This is a genomic window from Entomomonas sp. E2T0, assembly GCF_025985425.1.
GTDB lineage: Bacteria > Pseudomonadota > Gammaproteobacteria > Pseudomonadales > Pseudomonadaceae > Entomomonas.
This window is the reverse complement of record NZ_CP094972.1, coordinates 251,431-275,905: the sequence shown is the minus strand read 5'-3', so window position 1 is coordinate 275,905 and position 24,475 is coordinate 251,431. Positions and strand designations below refer to the sequence as shown.

Below are 24,475 nucleotides of genomic sequence, written 5' to 3'. Positions count from 1 at the left end.
AGGTGTCTAATTTACTCTTAATTATCCTTTTATAGAAAGCCTCTTTTATATTGTTTTGCTATATAGCAAACTATAATTTTTATAAAGAAAACCGTTTTAATCTTAAAGCATTGCCTAATACGAATATACTAGACAGTGCCATTGCACCTGCTGCAATTGCAGGTGAAAGCAATATACTAAAGAATGGATACAGAATACCCATTGCAATAGGAATTAATGCTGTATTGTAAGCAAAGGCCCAAAAGATATTTTGATAAATATTACGGATAGTTGCTTTTGATAAGCTAATGGCTTTAACTACACCCATTAAATCACCAGACATCAATACTACGTCTGCCGCTTCTATTGCAATATCAGTGCCTGTACCAATAGCAATACCAATATTGGCTTCAGCTAGCGCAGGAGCATCATTAATGCCATCACCTACAAAAACTAGATTACCTTGCTTTTTAAGTTCTTTAATAGCGGTTACTTTGCCATCAGGTAATACTTCTGCTACAACTTGATCAATATCTAGCTGTTTGGCAATGGCTTCTGCTGTGTGTCGATTATCACCCGTAATCATCGCCACTTTTAGGCCTAATTGGTGTAAAGCTTTAATAGCATTAGGTGTTGTTTCTTTAATAGGATCAGCTACTGCTGCAATAGCTACTAATTTGTTATCTACTGCCATATAGAAAGGGGTTTTACCTTCTTTTGCAAGGCGTAATATATCATCGTTAAAATGTTCTGTAGCAATACCTTGTTGTTGCATAAAATAGGCTGTACCTACTTTTACCATTTGTTGCTGGTTAGAGGCTTGTAAGCCTTGGCCTGTTACTGTAGTAAAATCTTCTATAGGTAATAAAGTAATATTTAATTGTTTAGCGTATTGAGTAATAGCTTCAGCAATAGGATGTTCTGATTTAGCTTCTAAAGAGGCCATTAATGAAAGCGCAGTATTTTTATCGTAATTTTCAATACAGATAAAATCAGTTAATTCAGGTTTCCCTTTGGTTAAAGTACCAGTTTTATCTAATGCAACTACTTGTACATCACGTAATATTTGTAATGCTTCACCTTTGCGAATAAGAATACCAGCTTCTGCTGCTCGTCCTGTTCCCACCATGATCGATACAGGTGTTGCTAAACCCATTGCGCAGGGGCAAGCCACAATAAGCACTGCTACAGCATTAACTAATGCAAAACTAAGTGCTGATTCTTGAGCAAAGATCATCCAAATAATAAAGGTGATAACAGCAAGAGCCATAACTGTAGGCACAAACCATAAGGTTACTTTATCAATAATGGCTTGAATAGGTAGTTTGGAACCTTGTGCTTGTTCAACCATGCGGATAATTTGGGCTAAAACGGTATCGCTACCCACTTTAGTGGCTTTAATAGTTAGAGCACCTCTCTGGTTTACAGTGCTTCCAACTACAGGATCATCTATTTGTTTTTTTACAGGAATAGGTTCACCTGTAATCATTGATTCATCGATATAGCTATTTCCCTCAACTACTACACCATCCACAGGAATTCTCTCACCAGGTAAAATATCAATAAGATCATTTGCTTGTACTTGTTCAATGGGGATTTCTATTAGTTGATTATCGCGGTGTACTCGTGCATGACTCACTTGTAATTGTACTAATCGTTTAATTGCTTGTGATGTACGTCCTTTGGCTTTTGCTTCTAGTAGGCGTCCGATAAGGATAAGGGTAATAATAACAGCGGCAGCTTCATAGTAAACATGTACTGTTCCTTTCGGTAGTAATTGAGGCGTAAAGGTAGCGATTACTGAATAACAGTAAGCAGCCAGTGTGCCTACAGCCACTAGGGAGTTCATATCAGGTGCTAAACGCAGTAAAGCAGGGATACCTTTTTTATAAAAATTAAAGCCAGGAATAAGCATCACAAGTGTTGTTAGAAACCATTGGCTATACCAACTATTTTGTTCACCAATAGTATTGAGTACAAAGTGATGTACTGTAGAGGAAATGTGTCCTCCCATTTCCAATAAAAAAACAGGTACTGTGAGAACAACAGCAATTAATAAAGCAAACTTAAGTTTATCAATATCTTGTTGTTCTTGCTGGCTATCATCAATGACAGGTTGATCTTCTTTAATAACTTGCGCTTCATAACCAGCTTTGCTAACAGCAGCGGTTAATAACTCATCAGCTAAAGGTTTAGCGAGAGTAATATGTGCTTTATGAGTGGCTAAATTAACATTTGCCTCAGCTACGCCATCAACTTTCTTTAAAGCCCTTTCAACACGACCTACACAAGCAGCACAACTCATGCCTTGAATATTGAGGTCAATTTGATCGATGTTAGATAACTTTTGCTGGTTCATAACTCACTCATAAAGTACTTGCTTAAATTGATAGTAACATTTTAGTAGTTTTAGCTATGTAAGACTAAAGAAGAGTCTTATATTTGCTGTGGGGTAAAGCCTGCTTCTTTGATAATTTCTTCAATAAGGGATGGATTGCTAGTTCCTTGAATAGTTAATTCATGCTTAGCTAAATCTATCTCTAGTTGTGCATTTTGATCCTTATCTTGTATGGCTGAAGTCAGTGTTTTAACACAATGATTACATGTCATATCGGGTATATAAAATTTAATAGCAAATGTCATGATTTACTCTCCATCGATAAAAATGTTAGAGTTATTTTAAAGATTACCATTATGGTAAGGTCAAGTGTTTTTGTTATAGGAGTATTTATAATGGTTATGAATATAGGGCAGGTAGCCAAAGATACTGGTGTTTCGGCCAAAATGATTCGTTATTATGAAACAGTAGGTTTATTGAATACTGTTCAGCGTACAGAGGCAGGCTATCGTACTTATGCTGAAAATGATGTTCAAACGTTGCATTTTATACGTAGAGCTAGAGACTTAGGTTTTTCAGTGGCTGAAATTCAAGAGTTATTAGCCTTATGGCGTGATAAAAATAGAGCTAGTGAGGATGTTAAACGACTGACACAGCAACATATTGATGATTTAGAAAAAAAAGCGAGAAGCTTACAAGAGATGGCAAATACGCTGCGCCATTTAGTTTGCCATTGTCATGGCGATGAGCGTCCAGAATGCCCTATTATTCAAAAGCTTGCTAGCAAATAAATGATTAGAAAGTAGCCAGTGAAAGCTACTTTCTAGTTATGAATTAATTAGGATAAAAATAGTTTATAGGCATCGTTATTAGTTTCATCCCAATAAGGATAACCAATAGTATCTAATGCCTCTTTAAACTGCTTCATTTCAGCTGTGGGAACTTGTAAACCTGCAAAAATACGGCCTTCTGCTGCGCCATGATTACGATAATGGAACATACTAATATTCCAACGGCCACCTAGCTTATTTAAGAAGTTAAATAACGCACCTGGGCGCTCTGGAAATTCGAAGCGAAATACATGCTCATTATCAATGGCCTTATTGCGACCACCTACTAAATGGCGAATATGTAATTTAGCTAATTCGTTATCCGTTAAATCGATTACTGGGAAGCCTTTTTCTTGTAGTGAAGAGACCAATACATCACGAGGGTCATTTTCTGGATGAGTTTGCACGCCCACAAATATATGAGCTTCTTTACTGTTACTATAGCGGTAATTAAACTCAGTAATTTGGCGTTTTCCTAATGCTTCACAGAACTTCTTAAAACTACCAGATTCTTCTGGAATGGTAACAGCAATAATAGCTTCACGTTTCTCACCAATTTCAGCTCGTTCTGCTACATAGCGTAAACGATCAAAGTTAATATTGGCACCTGAATCAATGGCTACTAATGTTTGACCTTTGACACCTGTATCTGCACAGTATTTTTTAATACCTGCTACACCTAATGCACCAGAAGGTTCCGTAATTGAACGAGTATTATCATAAATATCTTTTAAGGCAGCACAGATTTCATCTGTCGTTACTGTAATAACATCATCAATATATTTCTTACAGATTTTAAAGGTTTCTTCACCAATTTGAGTAACAGCTACGCCATCAGCAAATAAGCCTACTTGGTTTAAGGTAACGCGTTTACCTGCTTTCATAGCTGCTTGTAAGCAGTTAGAGTCAGTTGGTTCAACACCAATTACTTTAATTTCAGGGCGTAAGTATTTTATATAGGCAGCCACCCCAGCAATTAAGCCACCACCACCAACAGGCACGAAAATAGCATCTAAAGGTGCATTATGTTGGCGCAGGATTTCCATAGCAATGGTTCCTTGGCCTGCGATAGTGTCTGGGTCATCATAGGGGTGAATAAATGTGAAGCCTTTTTCTTCTACTAGCTTTAGAGCATGAGCTAATGCTTCTGGAAAGGCATCACCATGTAAAACAACTCTTGCACCATGCGATTTAACTGCCAGTACTTTAATTTCTGGGGTTGTTTTAGGCATTACAATAATTGCTTTAATCCCTAGTTTTTTAGCGGAAATAGCTACACCTTGTGCATGGTTACCAGCCGAGGCTGTAATAACACCAATGGCTTTTTCTTCATCACTAAGACGAATAATTTTATTATATGCACCACGAATTTTAAAAGAGAATACAGGTTGTAAATCTTCTCTTTTTAATAGTACGGTATTACCTAATTCTTCAGATAAACTAAGGGCTGGCTGTAATGGTGTTTCTATTGCGACATCATACACAGGCGCCGTTAGGATATTTTTAACATATTTTTCTAACATAGTTCCTTCCTAAAACAGCGGTGTAAAAAGAGAGAGTTTAAACTATTTAGCTAAAGTGTTTTAGTAAAATTATAAAAAATTGCTAAATGTAATTTAGGATTGAGGATAGTTATTTTCTGAAATGGCAAAAAAATCTATGTCAATTTGCTCACGTAACTCCCATAAAGGTTTTTGATTATAAGGAGGTAAAAGCTCAATACCATACGCTTCAATATTTTTAATTAAGCGAGAACCTTTTAGTAAGAGTTGATAAGCCCAATAGTAGCTAGATTGATTCGGGCGAAAACGAATATTATGTTTTATTAGTTTTTCTTTTAATAGTTGTTTATCTGTAACAATTAATTTATCAATCATTACTTGTTCAAGTAAATTTTCTAAACGAAGCCACACAGCTTGCTGTTGTTCTTCATTATAAGTGTTCCAATCAATTATCTCATAATCATAACGTTTACAGCCACGACAAACAGCGTCACCATACACCGTAGAGCAAAGACCAACACAAGGAGTTTTTAGAGAACGACTAGACATAAGTTAAGTTTTATAAAATAAGTTTTCAGAATATCATTAATACTTGATAATTTTACTATGTTACTGATTATGGAATTATAAACCTTATGACTAAAAAACCAAAAACTTTAGAAGAGTGGCAAGCACAATTAACACCTGAACAGTTTTATGTATGTCGTTTGCAGGGTACAGAACATCCATTTTCTGGTAAATATTTTAAAGTACCAGCAAATCCTGGTGTTTATCATTGTGTTGCTTGTGATAGCCCTTTATTTGAAACAAGTACTCAATTTGAAGCAGGCTGTGGTTGGCCAAGTTTCTATCAGCCTATTAGACCCAATGCTGTAGAGGAAAGAGAAGATTTAAGCCATCATATGCATCGTGTTGAAGTGGTTTGTAGCCAATGCCAATCTCATTTAGGTCATGTATTTCCAGATGGCCCTCCACCAACAGGATTACGTTATTGTATTAACTCTGTAGCACTAAATTTTGTTGAGAGTAAAAAGGTATGACAGTGAAATTAACTGCTATTCAAGATGATATTACTACTTTACAAGTTGATGCTATCGTCAATGCAGCCAATAGTTCTTTATTAGGTGGCAGTGGAGTAGATGGTGCTATCCACAGAGCAGCTGGTAAAGAGCTATTACATGAGTGCCGTTTATTAGGTGGCTGTAAAACAGGGCAAGCTAAAATAACTAAAGGTTATAACTTATTAGCTAAATATATTATTCATACAGTGGGGCCAGTATGGCATGATGGGCATCATAATGAAGCTGAGTTATTGGCAAGCTGTTATAGAAATAGCCTACAGTTAGCTTTAGATAATAAGGTAGCAAGTATAGCTTTTCCTTGTATTAGCACGGGTGTTTATCATTATCCAAAATCACAGGCAGCGGAAATTGCAGTGACCACTGTTAAAGAGTTTTTAAAAAATAATGAAACATTACACTGTGTAGTTTTTTGTTGTTTTAGTGAGGAGGATTATTTGATCTATCAACGATTATTAGATAATCCCATGCCTTTATCTTAATTTAGTGGAAGGATTCATTATCTTTAATAAAAGTAATGAATCCTTAATAATGTTTATCCTAATGTTGGATAGTCAGTATATCCTTCAGCACCTGGACTATAGAATGTATCTCTATCAGGTGTGTTTAACGTAGCGTTCTGTTTGAAACGTTCTGGTAAATCAGGGTTTGCTAAGAAAGCACTACCAAATACCACAGCGTCCGCTTTGTTAGTAGCAATATAATTTTCAGCAGTTTCTTTCGTTAAACCAGAACCGATTAAATAAGCACTATCAAATAATGGATGTAATAAACTATGGTAATCAACAGGCGTACCAAATAGTGCTACATGTAAGTAAGCAAGATTAAGCTTATTAATTTGTTTAACTAGGCAGGTATATGTTTCTTGAGGATTAGCATCAGTAATATCATTGAAATTCATTTCTGGTGATATTTTTATACCTACACGATCACTGCCAGCTTCTGCAATCATCGCTTGTAACGTTTCTATTACAAAGCGACAACGATTTTCTACAGAGCCACCATAGTTATCTTGGCGTTGGTTACTACCTGATGATAAGAATTGTTCTGCTAAGTAGCCTGAGGCAGCATGTAATTCAACCCCATCAAAACCTGCTTGTAATGCTAACGTTGTGGCTTGACGATATTCATTAATGACTTGTTTAACTTCTGCTTCTGTTAACTGATGTGGTGTTACAAAGTCTTGTAGACCTATTTCTGTCCAACTTTGTCCAGCAGGCTTGATAGCAGATGGCGCAACAGGGGTCGCATTATTGGGTAGCATTGAAGGGTGTGAAATACGACCGCAATGATTAATTTGCATAAATATAAGACCGCCTTTCTTATGAACAGCTTCGGTCACTTTTTTCCAAGCGGTTACTTGTTGTTCATTACAAATGCCGGGGCTACGCACATAACCTTTGCCCATGGGGGAGGGGAAGACGCATTCTGTAATAATGAGGCCTGCAGATGATCTTTGCGCGTAATAGGTAGCTACTAAATCAGTGGGAACACCGTTATTATCTGCGCGAGAGCGAGTCATAGGAGCCATTACAAATCTATTTTTTAGATTATAAGATCCTATTTTTACAGTACTAAATAATGAATTCATAATATTATTCTCCTAATGTTTGTAGTCTATACTCTATTTTATTTTTAAATTGGAATAAATAAGCTAAAATAGAAATAATTGATCCATATATGGAGCAGTAAATTGGAACGACTAGCAAATATCGGATTGTTTGTTGAAGTGGTTAAGGCTAAAGGGTTTCGGCGGGCAGCTGAAGTATTAGGAATGCCCAATTCAACGTTATCACGAAAAATAGCAGCACTAGAAAAAGATATTGGGTTACGTTTATTACATCGTACGACTCGTAAAGTAGAGTTGACTGAGGCTGGTCGTAACTATTTTGAACGATGTAAAGTTATTATTTCAGATGTGCAATCTGCCCATGAACAATTAACGGATATGATTGAAAAGCCTAGTGGAAAATTAAGAGTTTCGCTTCCTACTGATTTTACTTCTAATTATTTAGTTCCCATTATTGTGGATTTTGCTAATGAGTATCCTGAAATAAGTTTTGATTTTGAATTAACGCCTAGACGGGCTGATCTAGTTTCTGAGCCTTTAGATATGGCTATTCGAATAGGCCATTTACCAGACTCAAATTTAATTGCACGACAAGTGGCTAGTTTACCTATGGGTTTATATGCTTCTCCTCAATATCTAGAACAGGCAGGTGAGCCTGTGCACCCTCAAGAGTTAAGCTTACATGATTGTATTTGCATGACAGCAAAAACAAATAGTCATATTTGGGTATTGCAACGTAAACAAGAAAAAGTTGAAGTGAGAGTAGGTGGGCGATTTGCCTTAAATAGTGTTGGGATGTCCTGTAAATTAGCTACTCTAAATATGGGTATTGCATTGTTAGCAGAAGAGATTGTAAGAGCGGATTTGTTAGTTGGAAATTTAAAACAAATATTACCTGAGTGGAAATTAGCACCATCACCTGTTTATGTAGTGACTGAAACGCGATTATTACCCGCTAAAGTGCAATGTTTTATAGATTATTTGATTAGTCGATTATAAGGAAATGCTTTCTTTATATGAAACTTGTTATTAATATTGAGTTGTTTTATAGAACTATTTCGTTTAATAATCTCTAATAGAAATATATTCTTATTATTTTATTACTAGGAGAACAATAACATGTCAATGGCAGATAGAGATGGGTTTATCTGGTATAACAATAAATTAGTAGACTGGCGTGATGCGCAAACACATGTACTTACTCATACATTACATTATGGTATGGGTGTTTTTGAGGGCGTGCGTGCTTATGAAACGGCTAAAGGGCCAGCGATTTTTCGTTTGCAAGATCATACTAATCGTTTTTTTAATTCTGCTCATATTGTCAGAATGAAATTGCCATTTGATAAAGAAACTATTAATCAAGCACATATTGATGTGGTGAAAGCTAATAAGCTGCAATCTTGTTACTTCCGTCCAATGGCTTTTTATGGTTCAGAAAAACTAGGTGTTGCCCCAGCAGTTAATGATGTCAATGTTATTGTGGCAGCTTGGGCTTGGGGGGCTTATTTAGGTGAAGAGGGAATGCAAAAAGGCATTCGTATTAAAACCAGTTCTTTTACTCGTCATCATGTTAATATCACTATGTGTAAAGCCAAAGCTAATGGTAACTATTTAAATTCAATTATGGCTAACACGGAAGCAACCAGTGATGGTTATGATGAAGCTTTATTATTAGATGCTAGTGGTTATGTAGCAGAAGGTTCTGGTGAGAATATTTTTATTGTACGCAATGGTAAGCTTTATACGCCAGATGCAACCGTGGCGTTGGAGGGTATTACTCGTGATACAGTAATGACTATTGCACGTGATATGGGATTAGAAGTCATTGAAAAACGTATCACTCGTGATGAAGTTTACTGTGCTGATGAAGCTTTCTTTACAGGTACAGCAGCAGAAGTGACACCTATTCGAGAATTAGATCAACGACAACTAGGTCAAGGTTCTAGAGGACCAATTACTGAAGAAATTCAGCAACGTTTCTTTAATATTGTAAATGGTAAAGAGGCGAAGTATGAGCATTGGTTAACGTATGTGAAATAGGTTGTGTAAATGGGCAGTAAAAATACTGCCCAATCTCTTATTGGTTAAAAAAAATTATTCAAACTTTTGGTTAAATAGTTGATATCGCCATTTTCGTAAAACTTCAATAACTATTTTATCTGTACCTTTAGATATCAGACTTATCAGTGAATAACCTTTTCGACTAGCTCTTTCTAAGGTAATAAGCATAGCAATAATCGTAATAGTGGTATTTTGCCAGCTAACTAATTGCCATTGGTTTTGCCAAATTATTTGATAATTTGTATCAAATGGCCCTAAGTAATAGAGCCCCCACAAGTCATCAACTGTACTCCCCCTAGAACCCACTAAGTCACAAAGAAAATGAAGATGAACATTAAGAAAGGTAAAGATGGCAACACGAATTTTATCAATACCAATAGCGGAAGCTAATAACGTAAAGAAAATGGCGGCTGCGATGCCATGCCCATAGAGTCGATGCCAACTCTGATAAAAGTTGGTTTCTGGTAGTCCAGTCAAGCGAGTAATAAAGTCAATAACAATACCTATACCATCTAGATCAGGAACTAATCCTGCTAAACAAACTATTGCTTTATCACGGTTATTTTTTAGACTAGGTTCAAAACAAGCCCAGCCGACTAAAAAATGAGTAATAGGACTCATATAAAATTTCCTTTCAAACTTGCTTATTATAATAAGTTTTTAGTATGAATAAGCAAATAGATTTACCTAATAAGATAGTTGGGTAATGAGTTTTCATAGTAAGGTCTATAATCCTGACCATAAAAAGGTATATAATTACTCATTTATAATTATTTTTAGTATAAGTTATCATTTTTAGCAGATTTTATGCTGTAAAATAAGTGATAACAACAGGATATTATTATTTGAGTGATTATTCTCAGGTAATCAACATATTAGAATCTATAGTTAATTAAAGAGAAGCGAAGACTTATGATGCGCAGTCACTATTGCGGGCAATTAAATAAGAGTTTAGATGGCCAAGAAGTTACTATTTGTGGTTGGGTTCACCGTCGCCGTGATCATGGTGGGGTGATTTTCTTTGACGTGCGTGACCGTGAAGGTCTAGCTCAGGTAGTGTTTGATCCTGATCGTGAAGAGACTTTTGCTAAGGCTGACCGTGTACGTAATGAATATGTAGTTAAAGTAACTGGTAAAGTACGCCCACGTCCAGCCGGGACTGTGAATGCTAATCTTGCTTCAGGTGAAATTGAAATTTTAGGTTATGAGCTAGAAGTTCTTAATGCGGCTGAAACACCTCCATTTGTCTTAGATGACTATTCAGAAGTAAGTGAAGAAACACGTTTACGTTATCGTTTCTTAGATTTACGTCGTCCAGAAATGGCTAATAAATTAAAACTACGTGCTAGTATTACTTCTAGTATTCGTCGTTATTTAGATGAACATGGTTTCTTAGATATCGAAACCCCTATTTTAACTCGTGCTACGCCAGAAGGGGCACGTGATTATTTGGTTCCTAGCCGTACGCATCAAGGGCATTTCTTTGCATTACCTCAATCACCACAGTTATTTAAACAATTATTGATGGTGGCAGGTTTTGATCGTTATTACCAAGTGGCTAAGTGTTTCCGTGATGAAGATTTACGTGCTGACCGTCAGCCAGAATTTACGCAAATTGATATCGAAACTAGCTTCTTAGATGAAAATGATATCATGCAAATTACTGAGGGCATGGTTCGTAAACTCTTTAAAGAAGTATTAAGTGTAGAGTTCGCTGAATTACCACGGATGACTTATGCAGAAGCTATGCGTCGCTATGGTTCAGATAAGCCAGATTTACGTAATCCTTTAGAGTTAGTAGATGTTGCTGATCAGTTAAAGGATGTAGAGTTTAAAGTATTTGCTGGCCCAGCCAATGATCCTAAAGCACGGGTTACTGCATTACGTGTACCCGGTGGTGCTAGTATGCCTCGTAGTCGTATTGATGAGTATACTAAGTTTGTAGGTATCTATGGTGCAAAAGGCTTAGCTTATATTAAAGTTAATGAGCGCGCGAAAGGTGTTGAAGGTTTGCAATCACCTATTGTTAAGAATATTCCAATAGAGAACTTAAACAATATCTTAGATCGTGTTGGGGCGGTTGATGGTGATATTGTGTTCTTTGGTGCAGATAAAGCAAAAATTGTAAGTGATGCTTTAGGTGCTTTACGTGTTCGTTTAGGTGATGATTTGGAGCTGTTAACTTGTAAATGGGCGCCAATGTGGGTTATCGATTTCCCAATGTTTGAAGAAAATGATGATGGTAGTGTTAGTGCATTACACCATCCATTTACTGCACCAAGTTGCAGCGCCGAAGAGTTAGAAGCTAATCCTTTAGCTGCACTGTCTAGAGCTTATGATATGGTGCTAAATGGTGTTGAACTAGGTGGTGGTTCTATTCGTATCCATAATAAGGAAATGCAACAATCTGTATTCCGTGTACTAGGCATTAGTGAAGAAGAGCAGCAAGAGAAATTTGGCTTCTTATTAGATGCATTAAAATATGGCGCACCTCCACATGGTGGTTTGGCATTCGGTCTAGATCGTTTAGTAATGTTAATGACTGACTCTAGTTCAATTCGTGAAGTGATAGCATTCCCTAAAACACAAAGTGCAGCGGACTTGATGACTGATGCACCTGGTTTAGTAGATGCTAAAGCATTACGTGAGTTACATATTCGCTTACGTGAGCAACCAAAGCCTGAAGGGCAAACTAACTAAGCTTTAATTTGTGGTACTATTTTAGTACCACATTAATTTTTAAACAGATAAAAACACGGAGTTATGTATGGCTGGACATTCCAAATGGGCCAACATTAAACACCGCAAGGGTCGCCAAGACGCTAAACGCGGTAAAATTTTTACCAAGGTCATTCGAGAGTTGACAGTAGCTGCCAGCCAAGGTGGTGGTGTTCCTGCTGATAATCCACGTCTTCGTTTAGCAGTTGATAAAGCATTAGCTGTGAATATGACGCGGGATACCATTGACCGTGCAATTGCGCGTGGTGCTGGTACTAACGATGCTGAAAACATGGAAGAGTTAACCTATGAGGGCTATGGTCCTAATGGGGTAGCTATTTTTGTTGAAGCTATGACGGATAATCGTAATCGTACTGCAGCAGAAGTGCGCCATGCTTTTAGTAAAGCAGGTGGTAATTTAGGCACTGATGGTTCGGTAGCTTATTTATTTGAGCGTAAAGGTCAAATCTCCTACGAGTCAGGTGTAGATGAAGAGAAATTATTAGATGTTGCATTAGAGGCTGGTGCTGATGATGTGGTGACTAATGATGATGGTTCGGTAGATGTATTTACTACCTTCCAAGACTTTATTGCTGTTAAAGAAGCATTGGTTGAAGCAGGTTATACTCCAGCTAATGCAGAGGTGGCAATGATCGCTACCACAGAAGCTGATTTAACAGATGTAGATTCTGCACAAAAGATTATGCGATTAATTGATGCATTAGAAGATTTAGATGATGTGCAAAATGTTTATTCTAATGCCAATATTGCAGATGAAATTATGGAGCAATTGGGCGACTAATTGTTGTATAGCTATTGCCCTACATTTTTATACATCGTTGAATGGCTTTGTCGTACTAGTTGTACTGTCTTCAGCCATTCGCCTCGTCTAAAATTGTATAACAACAGTTCTATAAAGAAAGATAGAGAGGTAGCAGCGTGACAATTATTTTAGGGATCGACCCTGGGTCACGCATTACTGGCTTTGGGGTTATTAGGGAGATTGGGCAGAAGACAGAGTATATTGCTTCTGGTTGTATTCGTACCCCTGAAGGAAATCTAGCTGATAAGTTACAAACCATATTCCGTGGTGTACGTGAGGTAATTCAAACATACCAACCAACTACCATGGGTATTGAGCAAGTATTTATGGCTAAAAGTGCTGATTCAGCGCTTAAGTTAGGTCAAGCCCGAGGGGCTGCCATTGTGGCAGGCGCTGAAGAGGGCTTAGATATTGCTGAATATAGTGCACGGCAAGTTAAGAAAACAGTGACTGGCTCTGGTGCTGCTGATAAAGAACAAGTAATGTTAATGGTAATGTACTTACTGAAATTAGAAAAGCGCCCGCAGGTGGATGCTTCTGATGCTTTGGCCATTGCTTTATGCCATGCTCACCATCGACAAACTTTGATTCCATTAGGATTAGAGAAAGCTAAAAGAAGACGTGGTCGATTACGCTTAACACTATAAGAAAATAAAAAAGGAGTAGGGGCATATGATAAATGCTAAACCTAAAGGAAAGTGTCCTTTTTGTCTTAAGCAAATGGTTCCTAAAGTCTTAGAAGAAAATACCTTACGTCGAGATAAATGCCAGTGTTCTTTTTGCTCAAAAATAGTCTACATTTGTAGAATGCCTAGTTGTAATAATTATGCAAAAGGTGGAGACTATTATGATGATGAATTATGTCCTGATTGTATGGGTAATCCAGATATAGATATTACTGATATATCTGATCTTATTGATTTTTAGTAGTGGTAATAAAAGAGGTTTATTTTGATAGGTCGTTTACATGGCATTTTGGCAGAAAAGCAACCGCCACATTTGTTAATTGATGTTAATGGTGTTGGTTACGCAGTTGAAGTGCCAATGAGTACCTATTATCAATTACCTGCTATTGATGAAAAAGTGATATTACATATCCACCAAGTTGTGCGTGAAGATGCTCATTTATTATATGGCTTTTATGAAAAGAAAGAGCGTGAGCTATTTCGTGAGTTAATCAGGCTTAATGGTGTTGGACCTAAGTTAGCATTAGCGCTTATGTCTACATTATCTGTTAATGAAATGATAGAGACTGTTCGCCAACAAAATACTGCAGCCCTTGTAAAAGTACCAGGGGTTGGTAAGAAAACCGCAGAACGATTGTTGATAGAGTTAAGAGATCGCTTTAAGGCTTGGGAAGGTGGTACAGAAGCTGCTACTCCATTATCTGCCGAAGTGGCGATGACTAATCCAGCATCCAATGCTGAAATGGATGCGGTGAGTGCTTTAATTGCATTAGGTTATAAACCACAGGAAGCAAGCCGTGCTGTAGCAGCAGTAGAAAATAAGGATGAGTTAACTAGCGAAGAATTAATTCGTCGAGCATTAAAAGGTAAAGGTTAGTTATGATAGAGCCTGATCGTATATTGGCCGCTGGTGCTCGAGATCGTGAAGATCAACAAGACCGTGCAATTCGTCCACTTACATTATCGGATTATATTGGTCAAAAAGTAGTACGTGAGCAAATGGAGTTGTTTATTAAGGCTGCAAGAGGCAGACAAGAGTCTTTAGATCATACTTTAATTTTTGGCCCTCCAGGGTTAGGGAAAACCACCTTAGCGAATATTATTGCTAATGAAATGGGCGTTTCTGTTAAAAGTACTTCTGGTCCTGTATTGGAAAAAGCAGGTGATTTAGCTGCTTTATTAACCAATTTAGAGCCTGGTGATGTGCTATTCGTGGATGAGATCCATCGACTTTCACCTGTAGTGGAAGAAGTACTGTATCCTGCCATGGAAGATTTTCAATTAGATATTATGATAGGTGAAGGGCCTGCGGCACGCTCCATTAAGTTAGATTTACCGCCTTTTACCTTGGTAGGTGCTACCACAAGAGCAGGGATGTTAACTAATCCTTTAAGGGATAGGTTCGGTATTGTGCAGCGTCTAGAGTTTTATGATATTGCTGATCTGGCTACGATTGTGACTCGTTCTGCCAAGATTCTAGGTATACCTATTGAACCAGAAGGCTCTCATGAGATTGCCAGACGTTCTAGAGGAACCCCTCGCATAGCCAACAGAATTTTACGTCGGGTACGTGATTATGCCCAAGTTAAAGGGCAAGGAATTATTACAAAATATATGGCAGATCAAGCACTTAATATGCTTGATGTGGATGAGCGTGGTTTTGATCATTTAGACAGACGATTAATGCTAACCATGATTGATAAGTTTGATGGTGGACCTGTTGGCTTAGATAACTTGGCGGCAGCAATTAGCGAGGAGCGTAATACCATTGAAGATGTATTAGAGCCTTATTTGATTCAGCAAGGATTTATCATGCGTACTCCCCGTGGTCGGATGGTCACTCGACATGCTTATTTACATTTTGGTTTAAATATTCCTAAGAAAATGGTTGAATCCTCTACTCCTGATCTATTTAATGAGTAAAATAGCGTTCTAATAATTTATTTTTATTCATTACTAATAGTACGGTTTTAAAAAAATGCAAAGCGACAATAATAATCCAGTTTTTAGTCAGATATATCGTGTTTATTATGAGGATACAGATGCAGGAGGCGTCATTTACCATAGCAATTATTTAAAGTTTATGGAACGAGTGCGCACTGAGTGGTTGCGTAGCTTTGGATATTCTCAACACGAATTAGCAAAAGAGGATTTATTGTTTGTTGTGCATTCTGCCTCATTGCGTTATGTAGCACCTGGTAGGTTAGATGATGAATTGTTAGTAACAGCTACTATTAAGGAAGTAAGAAGAGCAAGTTTTATATTTTTCCAACAAGTTTATAGGAAACTTGAAAATGGAGATAATGTATTACTTTGTGAGGGGGATATTAGGCTTACTTTAATCGACAAAGTTCTTTTTAAAAGTAAACCTTTGCCTGCTGGTTTTGTAGATAAATTCTTAAATTAATTATTGAATAAGTGTAGGAGATAACCGTGCAGCCAACTGTTCATGATATGTCTGTGTGGGGTTTAGTTACCCAAGCAACTTGGGTTGTACAATTAATTATGTTGGCATTATTAGCGTCTTCAATAATGTCATGGATTATTATTTTCCAACGTAGTAGGGTAATGAATACAGCTAAAAAAGGCTTAGATGAATTTGAAGATCAGTTTTGGTCTGGTATGGATCTTTCAAAACTTTATCGTCAAGTCACTGCTGATCCAGATCCCGATTGTGGGGTTGAGCAAATATTTAAATCAGGTTTTAAAGAGTTCTCTCGCCTAAGCCAATTACCAGGTATGGAGCCAGATGCAATTACGGTAGGTACTCAACGAGCAATGCGAGTAGCTATTGCAAGAGAAGAAGAGAAATTACAAAACCACTTACCGTTCTTGGCAACCGTTGGCTCAACTAGCCCTTATGTGGGTTTGTTTGGTACTGTTTGGGGTATTATGCACGCCTTTATGGGATTAGCGAATGTACAGCAAGCAACACTTTCTACGGTTGCACCAGGTATTGCGGAAGCATTGATTGCCACAGCGATTGGTTTATTTGCTGCTATTCCTGCGGTAATAGGTTATAACCGATTTGCAGCACGATCAGAAACTTTGTTAGGGCGCTATGAAACTTTTGCAGAAGAGTTCCAAGCTATTTTACACCGTAAAGTGCATTCATTTAATGACTAAAGAGGCATAATAAGGTGTCTAGACGTAATAAGCGTAAACCTGTTGCTGAGATGAATGTAGTGCCCTACATTGATGTAATGTTGGTGCTATTAGTTATTTTTATGGTAACTGCACCTATGTTGAATCAAGGGGTAAAGGTTGATTTACCAAAAGTAACTAGTGAACCATTACCTTCTGATACTAAGCAAAAGATTCTTACTGTATCAGTGAAAGCAGATAGTACCTATTATCTTTCTTATGGTGAAGGAGTAGATAACACAGGGGCAGGTAATAAGGCAATTTCATTGGAAGATATGACTAGCCAAGTGACTAAAATTATTACTGCACCAGGTAATGCAGGTAGCCAAGTATTTATCAGAGGAGATAAAACAGCGAGTTATGGATTAGTAATGGCAGCTATGTCAGCTTTACAACAAGCAGGCGTTAGCAATGTTGGATTGATAACAGAGTCTCCTAATGGCTAAGCGTTTCATTTCTTCAGAAAACTATACGATCCCCATAGTATTAGCCGTGATAGTTCATGTGCTAGTATTAGCTGGCTTTTTTATTGGTTGGTCGAATCATCCTGATATTTCTGCTGCTAAGCCTACTATGGTAGCTACTTTATATGAGGTAACTTCAAAAAGCCCTGCTACCACTCAAACATCTGAAAAGATAGCAGGTGAAGCAGAAAAAACTAAAGCTCCTCTATCAAAAGATGATCAAACAGCAACACAACGTGAAGAGCAAAAGAAAATAGCTGAACAGCAGGCCAAAGCAAAAGCAGAGGCTGCTGCTAAAAAACAGGCTGAAGATAAAGCGAAGGCAGATAAGGCAAAGGCTGATACTGATGCAAAAAAAGTAGCAGACGCTAAAGCAAAAGCAGAGGCTGCTAAAAAACAAGCAGAAGACAAGGCCAAGACGGAGAAAGCTAAAGCAGATAAGGCCAAGGCAGACAAAGCGAAGGCTGATGCTGAAGCCAAAAAGAAAGCTGCAGCAGATGCAAAGGCCAAGGCTGATGCAGCAGCACGAAAGGCTCAAGAAGATAAAGAGGCGGCTGCACTAGCAGATCTGCTAGGTGATAAAGTTGAGCATGCAGCCACTAAGGGAGATCAAGCAGGTAGTCAAGTAGTAGGTAGTATTGATGATTTAATTAAACGTTTAGTACAAGAGAATTGGACAGAGTTGGGTAATCCTGTGCCAGGTACTACCGTAGAATTAATGATTCAGATGTTACCTGATGGTACTATTACCAATGTAACAGTTAGTCGTAGTAGTGGTAATGCAGCCTTTGATACTTCGGCAGTGAATGCCGCTAAAAATCTTGGAAGAATACCTGAAATACAGAAATTAGATTCAAATACATTTAATCAGCTTTACCGACAAAGAAAATTCATTTTTACATCGAAAGGTTTATAACAGTGAAAAAGTTTATTCACATTCTCATCTTATATGTCATTGCTTTTATGGGCACTGCTAATGCAGCAGATGCAATTGTTATTGATGGTGGCAGTAATAAAGCTATTTCTATTGCTGTGGTGCCATTTGGTGATTCTGGTACACCAGATATTGCGACTTTGGTAGGCAATGATTTATATAATTCAGGTATTTTTGAACCATTACCTCGTCAAAATATGTTAAGCACGCCTCACAGACCTAATGAAGTTGCCTTTAGAGATTGGACAGCAGTTAATGCACAATTTTTATTAATAGGTAATGCAAGTAATGTGGGGGGTAAAATACAAGTACAATACTATTTGTATAATGTTACCTCACAACAGCAAATTTTTAGTGGTTCTGCTGTGGGTTCACCTAATCAAATTAGAAAGTTAGCTCATTATGTTTCTGATCAAGTATTTGAAAAGTTAACAGCTATAAAAGGTGCTTTCTCTACAAAATTACTTTATGTAACTTCAGCTGGCAATAATAGTTATACTTTACAAATGTCTGACTATGATGGTGCTAATTCAGTTACCTTGTTAAATTCAAAAGAACCTATTCTTTCTCCTCGCTTTTCTCCAGATAATAGGAAAGTGGTTTATGTTTCTTTTGAAAGCAAACGCCCACGTATTTATATGCAGGATATTGCGACAGGTACCCGTGACCAATTAACAAATTATGTAGGCTTAAACAGTGCGCCATCTTGGTCTCCCGATGGACAAAGGTTAGCTTTTGTATCCTCTAAAGATGGTAACCCAGAAATTTATACTATGCGTTTAGATAGTAAGTTAGTACATCGTTTAACTAATAATAATGCTATTGATACGGAGCCTTTCTGGAGTAAAGATGGTAGAAGCATTTATTTTACTTCTGACCGTTCAGGTAGCCCCCAGATTTATAAAATAAATGTAGCAACAGGTAGTACAGAGCGAGTAACAAGCACAGGTAACTATAATGCTAATCCTAAGTTATCTGCTGATGATGGTATGTTAGTGATGGTACATCGCCAAGACGGTTATCGTAACTTTGTGATTGCCACACAAAATTTAGTAACCAATAGAGTTAGTATTCTATCTAATACTAATTTAGATGAGTCACCTACTATTGCACCAAATGGAACAATGGTAATCTATGCAACACGTAAACAAGGTAAAGGCGTTTTGATGTTGGCCTCTATTAATGGACGCGTTCGCATTGAGCTACCAATTGATAATGGAGATATACGTGAGCCTTCATGGTCACCTTTTATAAAATGAGTTTTGTTATAGTTGAATAAGTTTGTTAATGAATATTAATTTTGGAGTTTTGATCAAATGAAAATTACTAAGTTTGCTATTTGTGCACTAATAATGGCCTTTGTTGTAGGTTGTTCTTCTAATAAAAATAATGATACCTCAGGTTCAACTGATGGTAACTCAGGCTATGATTCTAATGCAGGGGTAGGTGTTGGTACTGGTGATACTAGCGGTTTTAATGGTATGAGTGCGGAAGAAGTAGCTGCCTTAAGAGCGATTACTACCTTCTATTTCAATTATGATAGTTCAGATTTACAACCAGATTCAATGCGCGCTTTAGATGTACATGCCCATGACTTAATGCAAAATGGTAAACATGTTGTATTACAAGGTCATACTGATGAACGTGGTACTCGTGAGTATAATATGGCATTAGGTGAGCGTCGTGGTAATGCAGTAAAACGTTATTTAACTATGCAAGGTGTTTCTCCTTCACAGTTAGAAGTAGTTTCTTACGGTAAAGAGCGTCCAGCAGTGAGCGGACATGATGAAGCTGCATGGGCTAAAAATCGCCGTGTTGAGTTAATATTTCAATAAAGGATAGTGACTAATGAGATTGAGGATTTGGCAATTAAGCGTACTTGCATTATGTGGTTTCCCGTTATTAACTTTGGGACAGACAGCAGGACAGAATAATTCCAATTCTTCTGCTCTGTCAGGTCAAGCACAAGTATTTATGCAGTTACAGCAAATGCAGAATCAGATTAATCAGTTGCAAGGTACTGTAGAAGAACAGCAACTGTTAATTAAGCAATTGCAACAAGAAAGTTTGGATCGCTATCAGGATTTAGATAAACGTTTATCGAATGCTAATAGCCAGCCAGCAAAACCAGCTAGTAGTGATAATAGTAAAGCAATAGATGCTAATCAGCCATTAACACCACCAGCTAAACAAAGTAATGCACCTGCAGATCCTGAACAGGAAAAAATTTATTATAATGCTGCTTTTGGTTTGATTCAAAAGAAAGATTATGCAAAAGCTGAACAGGCATTTACTGCTTTTTTAAATAAATTTCCAAATAGCCAATATGCAGGTAATGCTCAATATTGGCTAGCAGAAGTTAATTTAGTACAGGGTGACTCACAGGGAGCTAGTACTAATTTTAGTAAAGTGATACAGCAGTATCCTAATCATTCTAAAGTACCTGATGCGATGTATAAATTAGCAACAGTACAACAGAAATTAGGTAATAATGATAAGGCTAAAGAGTTACTTAATCAGTTAGTTGCAAAGTATCCTAATAGTTCAGCAGCTACTTTAGCAAAACGCAGTTTATAAATAGTAAATTAATTATTGTTTATATTTTTAGGTATAGCTATATTCTCTAAGAGAATGTAGCTATTGTTTTTTTGCATCGGAGTCGGATGGCCTGTTTCGCTGTTACGACCGGGGCTTATTATGAAATTACGTATTACAGAGATTTTTTATTCATTACAAGGTGAATCTCGTTCTATTGGTTTACCAACTGTTTTTATTCGTTTAACAGGTTGTCCCCTGCGTTGTCAGTATTGTGATACTACTTATGCATTTAAGGGGGGAGAGTTGGTTGAGCTAACAGCTATTATGGAAAAAGTAGCTTCTTATAATCCACAATATGTCTGTGTGACAGGTGGTGAGCCTTTAGCCCAACCAAATTGTATTATGTTACTTAAGCAATTATGCGATGCAGGTTATCAAGTTTCTTTAGAAACGAGTGGTGCATTAGATATTTCAGCAACGGATATTCGAGTGAGTCGGGTAGTAGATTTAAAAACACCTGATTCTCAAGAGGTAGAACGTAATCTATATGAGAATATTAATTATCTTACGAAAAATGATCAGATTAAGTTTGTGATTTGTTCGAGAGATGATTACGATTGGGCAAAAACAAAATTGATTCAATATGATTTGTCTAATCGGGTGGATGAGGTTCTGTTTTCACCCAGTTTTCAACAAGTAAAACCACAGCAACTAGCTGATTGGATTATTGCTGATAATTTACCTGTACGTTTTCAATTACAGTTACATAAGATTCTTTGGAATGATGAGCCGGGTCACTAATATGTCTACTTCAAGTTCAATTAAAAAAGCGATTATTTTATTATCAGGTGGTTTGGATTCAGCCACTGTTTTAGCCATAGCAAAAGCAGAAGGTTACCAATGTCATACGATTAGTTTTGATTATGGACAACGCCATAGAGCGGAACTTAATGCAGCAGAACAGGTCTCTAAACAACTAGGCGCTACTTCTCATAAGGTTATAAAGTTAGGATTAGGTGACATCGGTGGTTCAGCGTTAACGGATGAATCAATTGATGTGCCAGAATCTCCTTGTGAAGGCATTCCTATTACTTATGTGCCTGCACGTAATACGGTGTTTTTATCCTTAGCATTAGGTTTAGCCGAAGTGACCGAAGCACAGGATATTTTTATTGGTGTGAATGCAATTGATTATTCAGGTTATCCTGATTGTCGTCCAGAGTATATTGCTGCTTTTGAGAAAATGGCTAATTTAGCCACTAAAGCTGGAGTGGAAGGCAAGTCATTTCGTATTCAAGCACCTTTACAGAATTTATCAAAAGCACAAATTATTCAGCGTGGTATAGCTTGTGGTGTAGATTATGCTCTGACGATCTCTTGTTATCAGGCTGATGAACATGGATATGCTTGTGGTAAGTGTGATAGTTGTCGCTTAAGAGCGGAAGGTTTTAAACAGTCTGGTGTTACAGATCCAACTCGCTATGTAAAATAGCAGAAGGACCTAATTGAGAAATTAACTATATTGAGAAAAGGAGTTATTGATTATGCAGAGTGCTTATATGGTACTCACTTTGTTGATGTTAGTCGGGATTTCTCAATTAGGTAGCCGTTTATTACCCTTTATCCCTGTTCCTATTTTACAAATAGTTCTAGGTACTATTGTGGCATGGCCAGCTTTAGGGGTTCATGTTGAGTTTGAACCTGAGCTTTTTTTAATGCTATTTTTACCACCTTTGCTATTTTCTGATGGTTGGCAAGTACCCAAACGAGATTTATGGAAGTATAAAGGCCCCATTTTTCTATTAGCTGTAGGCTTAGTGCTTTTTACAGTGATTATTGCTGGCTATTTTATTCATTTTTTAATTCCTACCATCTCATTAGCTGCTGCTTTTGCCTTAGCTGCAATGCTTTCACCTACCGATGCAGTGGCTGTATCTGCGGTAACCAGAGGCAAGTTACCAATACCATTAATGCGATTGTTACAAGGCGAGTCATTAATGAATGATGCATCTGGCCTTGTTACCTTTAAGTTTGCCTTAGCTGCTGCAATTACAGGTGTTTTCTCTATAGTAGATGCGAGTGTAACTTTTCTTATAGTGGCTTTGGGTGGTTTGGCTGTAGGCGTTATATTGAGTTGGTTGTTAGGTCAGTTACGCAGTTGGATGATTAATCGTGGTTGGGATGATCCAGCTACCCACGTAATGTTCATGCTTTTACTACCATTTTTAGCCTATGTGGTAGCAGAGCATTTTCATGTTTCTGGTATCTTATCTGCAGTGGCAGCGGGGATGATGCAGAGTTGGGTAGATTTATTACCAAAACAAACGTCAACGAGGTTATTAAATCGAAGTGTTTGGACACTTTTAGAGTTTGTGTTTAATGGTTTAATTTTTATTTTATTGGGATTGCAACTTCCTGATATTATTAAAAAAATGTTAGCTCGTATAGGCCCTGAGCATCAATTTTCTACAATGATGCAACAAATATTCGTAATATTTCTGATCTTTTTTATTTTAATAGTGCTTAGATACCTGTGGATACAAAGTAATTGGTATTTAATAAATCGTTTAAATAAAGTACGCAAAAAATCAGCTTCAGACGTACCTCGAACTAGAAGAGCGGCTCTACTTTTAACGTTAGGGGGTGTACGCGGTGCAGTTACTTTGGCAGGTACATTATCAATACCTTTATTTATAGATGCTAAAGCAGGTATAGTTTTTCCTGAACGCGATTTAATGATTTTTATTGCAGTAGGCGTTATTTTATTATCCTTAATTACTGCGTGTATCTTCTTACCTCTGTTGTTACGTGGTATAGAGATGAGAGTGGATGAGGGACGTAGAAAAGAGCTTCGTGAGGCATGGCATAAAACAGCAGAGGCTGCTATTCATGCGCTTGAAACAGAGGAGTTAACTTCTGATCCTAATATTTCACAGAATGCTGCATTAGCGACTATGGTGGCAGAAACAAAAGCTAGAATCATGGCTGAGTATAGAGAGCATTTAAATGCTTATGATAATAATACGGAGGAAATGCAAGTCCGTGCTGAGCAAAATAATAAAGTAGAGAAAATGCTTAGGCTACGTGCACTACGTGCGCAACGTTTAGAATTATATAGATTAAGACGTCATCGTGCGATAGGTGATGATATTGTCAGACAGGTTTTAGATGAATTAGATTTGCAGGAAGCTACATTGAGCGGTGCAACATCTGCTCATTAATTGTTGCAATAACACCAAGCGATTAAGGAAAGATTGTTTTATAATCTACCAATCTTCTCCTTAATTAGCAGATAGGTTGTTGTAAAGAGGGTATATAAGTACATGAATCAGCAAGATTACTTTATATTATGGTCAATATATGCCGTAGCTGCATTCATATTGTTGTTAGCCAGTATCTTTTTTACTAGTTTCTTGTGGCGTTTGATTAAAGAGCCTATTGTTTTAGTTATTACTATTTTATTGTTTTCTCCTACTTTAATTAACCCTGAACCTGCTCAATATGCCCCAGCTATTGCAGTAATGGCAATGGATTTTTTAATGCAGGTAGGTGATCATCAAGTAGCCATTGCCAATGAATTACTCTATAGAGTGGAAATAGCATTAGCTATTTATTTTATCTTTGCTATTTTTATTCGTTGGCCGCTAGAATATGGTTTTCGTAAATGGAGACAAAAACGTCAAAGTAATAAAGAGCAAGAGAGTATAATCTCTGTAGAAGAAGAGATTCAAGAACCAAGGTCATCATTACAGGCTGAAGAGAAGCTTTAATTTATATAATTAAAGTGTCATTAGGGGAGTTGTGAA

At 37.2% G+C, this 24,475-nt stretch carries 28 protein-coding genes; 22 read left to right on the top strand and 6 right to left on the bottom strand.

From position 1 onward, the window contains the following. Window positions 1-79 precede the first annotated feature (79 nt). Both MTZ49_RS01360 and MTZ49_RS01355 read right to left on the bottom strand, forming a co-directional pair. Window positions 80-2,338 (bottom strand): heavy metal translocating P-type ATPase, encoded by a 2,259-nt coding sequence (locus tag MTZ49_RS01360; protein ID WP_264746628.1) that lies wholly within the window; start codon window positions 2,336-2,338, stop codon window positions 80-82. Window positions 2,339-2,415: 77 nt separating this feature from the next. Further along, window positions 2,416-2,622 carry a heavy-metal-associated domain-containing protein gene (locus tag MTZ49_RS01355; RefSeq protein WP_264746627.1) on the bottom strand — a complete coding sequence of 69 codons (207 nt, stop codon included), beginning with the start codon at window positions 2,620-2,622 and terminating at the stop codon, window positions 2,416-2,418. A gap of 96 nt (window positions 2,623-2,718) precedes the next feature. Between MTZ49_RS01355 and cueR the strand changes: the two genes are divergently transcribed. Next, entirely contained in the window at window positions 2,719-3,108 is a 390-nt protein-coding gene (gene cueR, locus MTZ49_RS01350; protein WP_264747806.1) for a Cu(I)-responsive transcriptional regulator, read from the top strand. A 47-nt stretch (window positions 3,109-3,155) separates the two neighbouring features. Here cueR and ilvA read toward each other — a convergent pair whose 3' ends face one another. Together ilvA and MTZ49_RS01340 are read right to left on the bottom strand one after the other, a co-directional pair. Beyond that, window positions 3,156-4,670, bottom strand: a complete 1,515-nt coding sequence (gene ilvA / locus MTZ49_RS01345; protein ID WP_264746626.1) for a threonine ammonia-lyase, biosynthetic — start codon at window positions 4,668-4,670, stop codon at window positions 3,156-3,158. Window positions 4,671-4,763: 93 nt separating this feature from the next. Then, window positions 4,764-5,198 (bottom strand): DUF1289 domain-containing protein, encoded by a 435-nt coding sequence (locus MTZ49_RS01340; RefSeq protein WP_264746625.1) that lies wholly within the window; start codon window positions 5,196-5,198, stop codon window positions 4,764-4,766. Between the two features lie 86 nt (window positions 5,199-5,284). On the opposite strand from MTZ49_RS01340, the gene msrB reads away from it, so the two are divergent. Together msrB and MTZ49_RS01330 are read left to right on the top strand one after the other, a co-directional pair. Continuing rightward, window positions 5,285-5,689: a peptide-methionine (R)-S-oxide reductase MsrB gene (gene msrB / locus MTZ49_RS01335; RefSeq protein ID WP_264746624.1), complete on the top strand. Its 405-nt coding sequence runs from the start codon at window positions 5,285-5,287 to the stop codon at window positions 5,687-5,689. After that, window positions 5,686-6,210 carry an O-acetyl-ADP-ribose deacetylase gene (locus MTZ49_RS01330; RefSeq protein ID WP_264746623.1) on the top strand — a complete coding sequence of 175 codons (525 nt, stop codon included), beginning with the start codon at window positions 5,686-5,688 and terminating at the stop codon, window positions 6,208-6,210. Before msrB ends, MTZ49_RS01330 begins: the two co-directional genes overlap by 4 nt. Before the next feature lie 53 nt (window positions 6,211-6,263). On the opposite strand, the gene MTZ49_RS01325 is transcribed toward MTZ49_RS01330, so the two are convergent. Next, a complete protein-coding gene (locus tag MTZ49_RS01325) occupies window positions 6,264-7,319 on the bottom strand; it encodes an alkene reductase (protein WP_264746622.1) in 1,056 nt (351 codons plus the stop codon). 102 nt (window positions 7,320-7,421) lie between these two features. Between MTZ49_RS01325 and MTZ49_RS01320 the strand changes: the two genes are divergently transcribed. Continuing rightward, on the top strand, window positions 7,422-8,297 hold the full coding sequence (locus MTZ49_RS01320) for a LysR family transcriptional regulator (protein ID WP_264746621.1): 876 nt from the start codon (window positions 7,422-7,424) through the stop codon (window positions 8,295-8,297). Between the two features lie 120 nt (window positions 8,298-8,417). Next, window positions 8,418-9,341, top strand: a complete 924-nt coding sequence (locus MTZ49_RS01315) for a branched-chain amino acid transaminase (protein ID WP_264746620.1) — start codon at window positions 8,418-8,420, stop codon at window positions 9,339-9,341. A 54-nt stretch (window positions 9,342-9,395) separates the two neighbouring features. Here MTZ49_RS01315 and MTZ49_RS01310 read toward each other — a convergent pair whose 3' ends face one another. Beyond that, the gene (locus tag MTZ49_RS01310; RefSeq protein WP_264746619.1) at window positions 9,396-9,983 is read right to left on the bottom strand and encodes a metal-dependent hydrolase; all 588 of its coding nucleotides are present in this window, start codon (window positions 9,981-9,983) and stop codon (window positions 9,396-9,398) included. Window positions 9,984-10,274: 291 nt separating this feature from the next. Here MTZ49_RS01310 and aspS point away from each other — a divergent pair, with 291 nt between their 5' ends. The 17 genes from aspS (at window position 10,275) to MTZ49_RS01225 (ending at window position 24,439) form a co-directional block, all read left to right on the top strand. Beyond that, on the top strand, window positions 10,275-12,062 hold the full coding sequence (aspS, locus tag MTZ49_RS01305) for an aspartate--tRNA ligase (protein WP_264746618.1): 1,788 nt from the start codon (window positions 10,275-10,277) through the stop codon (window positions 12,060-12,062). Between the two features lie 67 nt (window positions 12,063-12,129). After that, the gene (locus tag MTZ49_RS01300; protein ID WP_264746617.1) at window positions 12,130-12,882 is read left to right on the top strand and encodes a YebC/PmpR family DNA-binding transcriptional regulator; all 753 of its coding nucleotides are present in this window, start codon (window positions 12,130-12,132) and stop codon (window positions 12,880-12,882) included. A 137-nt stretch (window positions 12,883-13,019) separates the two neighbouring features. Beyond that, window positions 13,020-13,550 carry a crossover junction endodeoxyribonuclease RuvC gene (gene ruvC / locus MTZ49_RS01295; RefSeq protein ID WP_264746616.1) on the top strand — a complete coding sequence of 177 codons (531 nt, stop codon included), beginning with the start codon at window positions 13,020-13,022 and terminating at the stop codon, window positions 13,548-13,550. 25 nt (window positions 13,551-13,575) lie between these two features. Further along, window positions 13,576-13,830 (top strand): hypothetical protein, encoded by a 255-nt coding sequence (locus MTZ49_RS01290; RefSeq protein WP_264746615.1) that lies wholly within the window; start codon window positions 13,576-13,578, stop codon window positions 13,828-13,830. A 24-nt stretch (window positions 13,831-13,854) separates the two neighbouring features. After that, window positions 13,855-14,466 (top strand): Holliday junction branch migration protein RuvA, encoded by a 612-nt coding sequence (gene ruvA, locus MTZ49_RS01285; protein WP_264746614.1) that lies wholly within the window; start codon window positions 13,855-13,857, stop codon window positions 14,464-14,466. Window positions 14,467-14,468: 2 nt separating this feature from the next. Next, window positions 14,469-15,512: a Holliday junction branch migration DNA helicase RuvB gene (gene ruvB / locus MTZ49_RS01280; RefSeq protein WP_264746613.1), complete on the top strand. Its 1,044-nt coding sequence runs from the start codon at window positions 14,469-14,471 to the stop codon at window positions 15,510-15,512. Between the two features lie 55 nt (window positions 15,513-15,567). Further along, window positions 15,568-15,996, top strand: coding sequence for a YbgC/FadM family acyl-CoA thioesterase (locus MTZ49_RS01275; protein WP_264746612.1), 429 nt, complete (start codon window positions 15,568-15,570; stop codon window positions 15,994-15,996). A 26-nt stretch (window positions 15,997-16,022) separates the two neighbouring features. Next, window positions 16,023-16,715 (top strand): protein TolQ, encoded by a 693-nt coding sequence (tolQ, locus tag MTZ49_RS01270; protein ID WP_264746611.1) that lies wholly within the window; start codon window positions 16,023-16,025, stop codon window positions 16,713-16,715. 14 nt (window positions 16,716-16,729) lie between these two features. Continuing rightward, entirely contained in the window at window positions 16,730-17,179 is a 450-nt protein-coding gene (tolR, locus tag MTZ49_RS01265; protein ID WP_264746610.1) for a protein TolR, read from the top strand. Beyond that, window positions 17,172-18,113 carry a cell envelope integrity protein TolA gene (tolA, locus tag MTZ49_RS01260; RefSeq protein WP_264746609.1) on the top strand — a complete coding sequence of 314 codons (942 nt, stop codon included), beginning with the start codon at window positions 17,172-17,174 and terminating at the stop codon, window positions 18,111-18,113. The genes tolR and tolA overlap by 8 nt, the downstream gene beginning before the upstream one ends. 2 nt (window positions 18,114-18,115) lie before the next feature. Next, the gene (tolB, locus tag MTZ49_RS01255) at window positions 18,116-19,390 is read left to right on the top strand and encodes a Tol-Pal system beta propeller repeat protein TolB (RefSeq protein ID WP_413774167.1); all 1,275 of its coding nucleotides are present in this window, start codon (window positions 18,116-18,118) and stop codon (window positions 19,388-19,390) included. A gap of 57 nt (window positions 19,391-19,447) precedes the next feature. Continuing rightward, window positions 19,448-19,966, top strand: coding sequence for a peptidoglycan-associated lipoprotein Pal (gene pal / locus MTZ49_RS01250; protein ID WP_264746608.1), 519 nt, complete (start codon window positions 19,448-19,450; stop codon window positions 19,964-19,966). A 13-nt stretch (window positions 19,967-19,979) separates the two neighbouring features. Then, complete coding sequence (ybgF, locus tag MTZ49_RS01245; protein ID WP_264746607.1) at window positions 19,980-20,708, top strand: tol-pal system protein YbgF; 729 nt, start codon at window positions 19,980-19,982, stop codon at window positions 20,706-20,708. A gap of 120 nt (window positions 20,709-20,828) precedes the next feature. Next, window positions 20,829-21,470, top strand: a complete 642-nt coding sequence (gene queE / locus MTZ49_RS01240; protein ID WP_264746606.1) for a 7-carboxy-7-deazaguanine synthase QueE — start codon at window positions 20,829-20,831, stop codon at window positions 21,468-21,470. Window position 21,471: 1 nt separating this feature from the next. Next, the gene (queC, locus tag MTZ49_RS01235) at window positions 21,472-22,161 is read left to right on the top strand and encodes a 7-cyano-7-deazaguanine synthase QueC (protein WP_264746605.1); all 690 of its coding nucleotides are present in this window, start codon (window positions 21,472-21,474) and stop codon (window positions 22,159-22,161) included. 52 nt (window positions 22,162-22,213) lie between these two features. Continuing rightward, window positions 22,214-23,890 (top strand): Na+/H+ antiporter, encoded by a 1,677-nt coding sequence (locus MTZ49_RS01230; RefSeq protein ID WP_264746604.1) that lies wholly within the window; start codon window positions 22,214-22,216, stop codon window positions 23,888-23,890. A 102-nt stretch (window positions 23,891-23,992) separates the two neighbouring features. Further along, window positions 23,993-24,439 (top strand): hypothetical protein, encoded by a 447-nt coding sequence (locus MTZ49_RS01225; RefSeq protein ID WP_264746603.1) that lies wholly within the window; start codon window positions 23,993-23,995, stop codon window positions 24,437-24,439. Window positions 24,440-24,475: the final 36 nt, after the last annotated feature.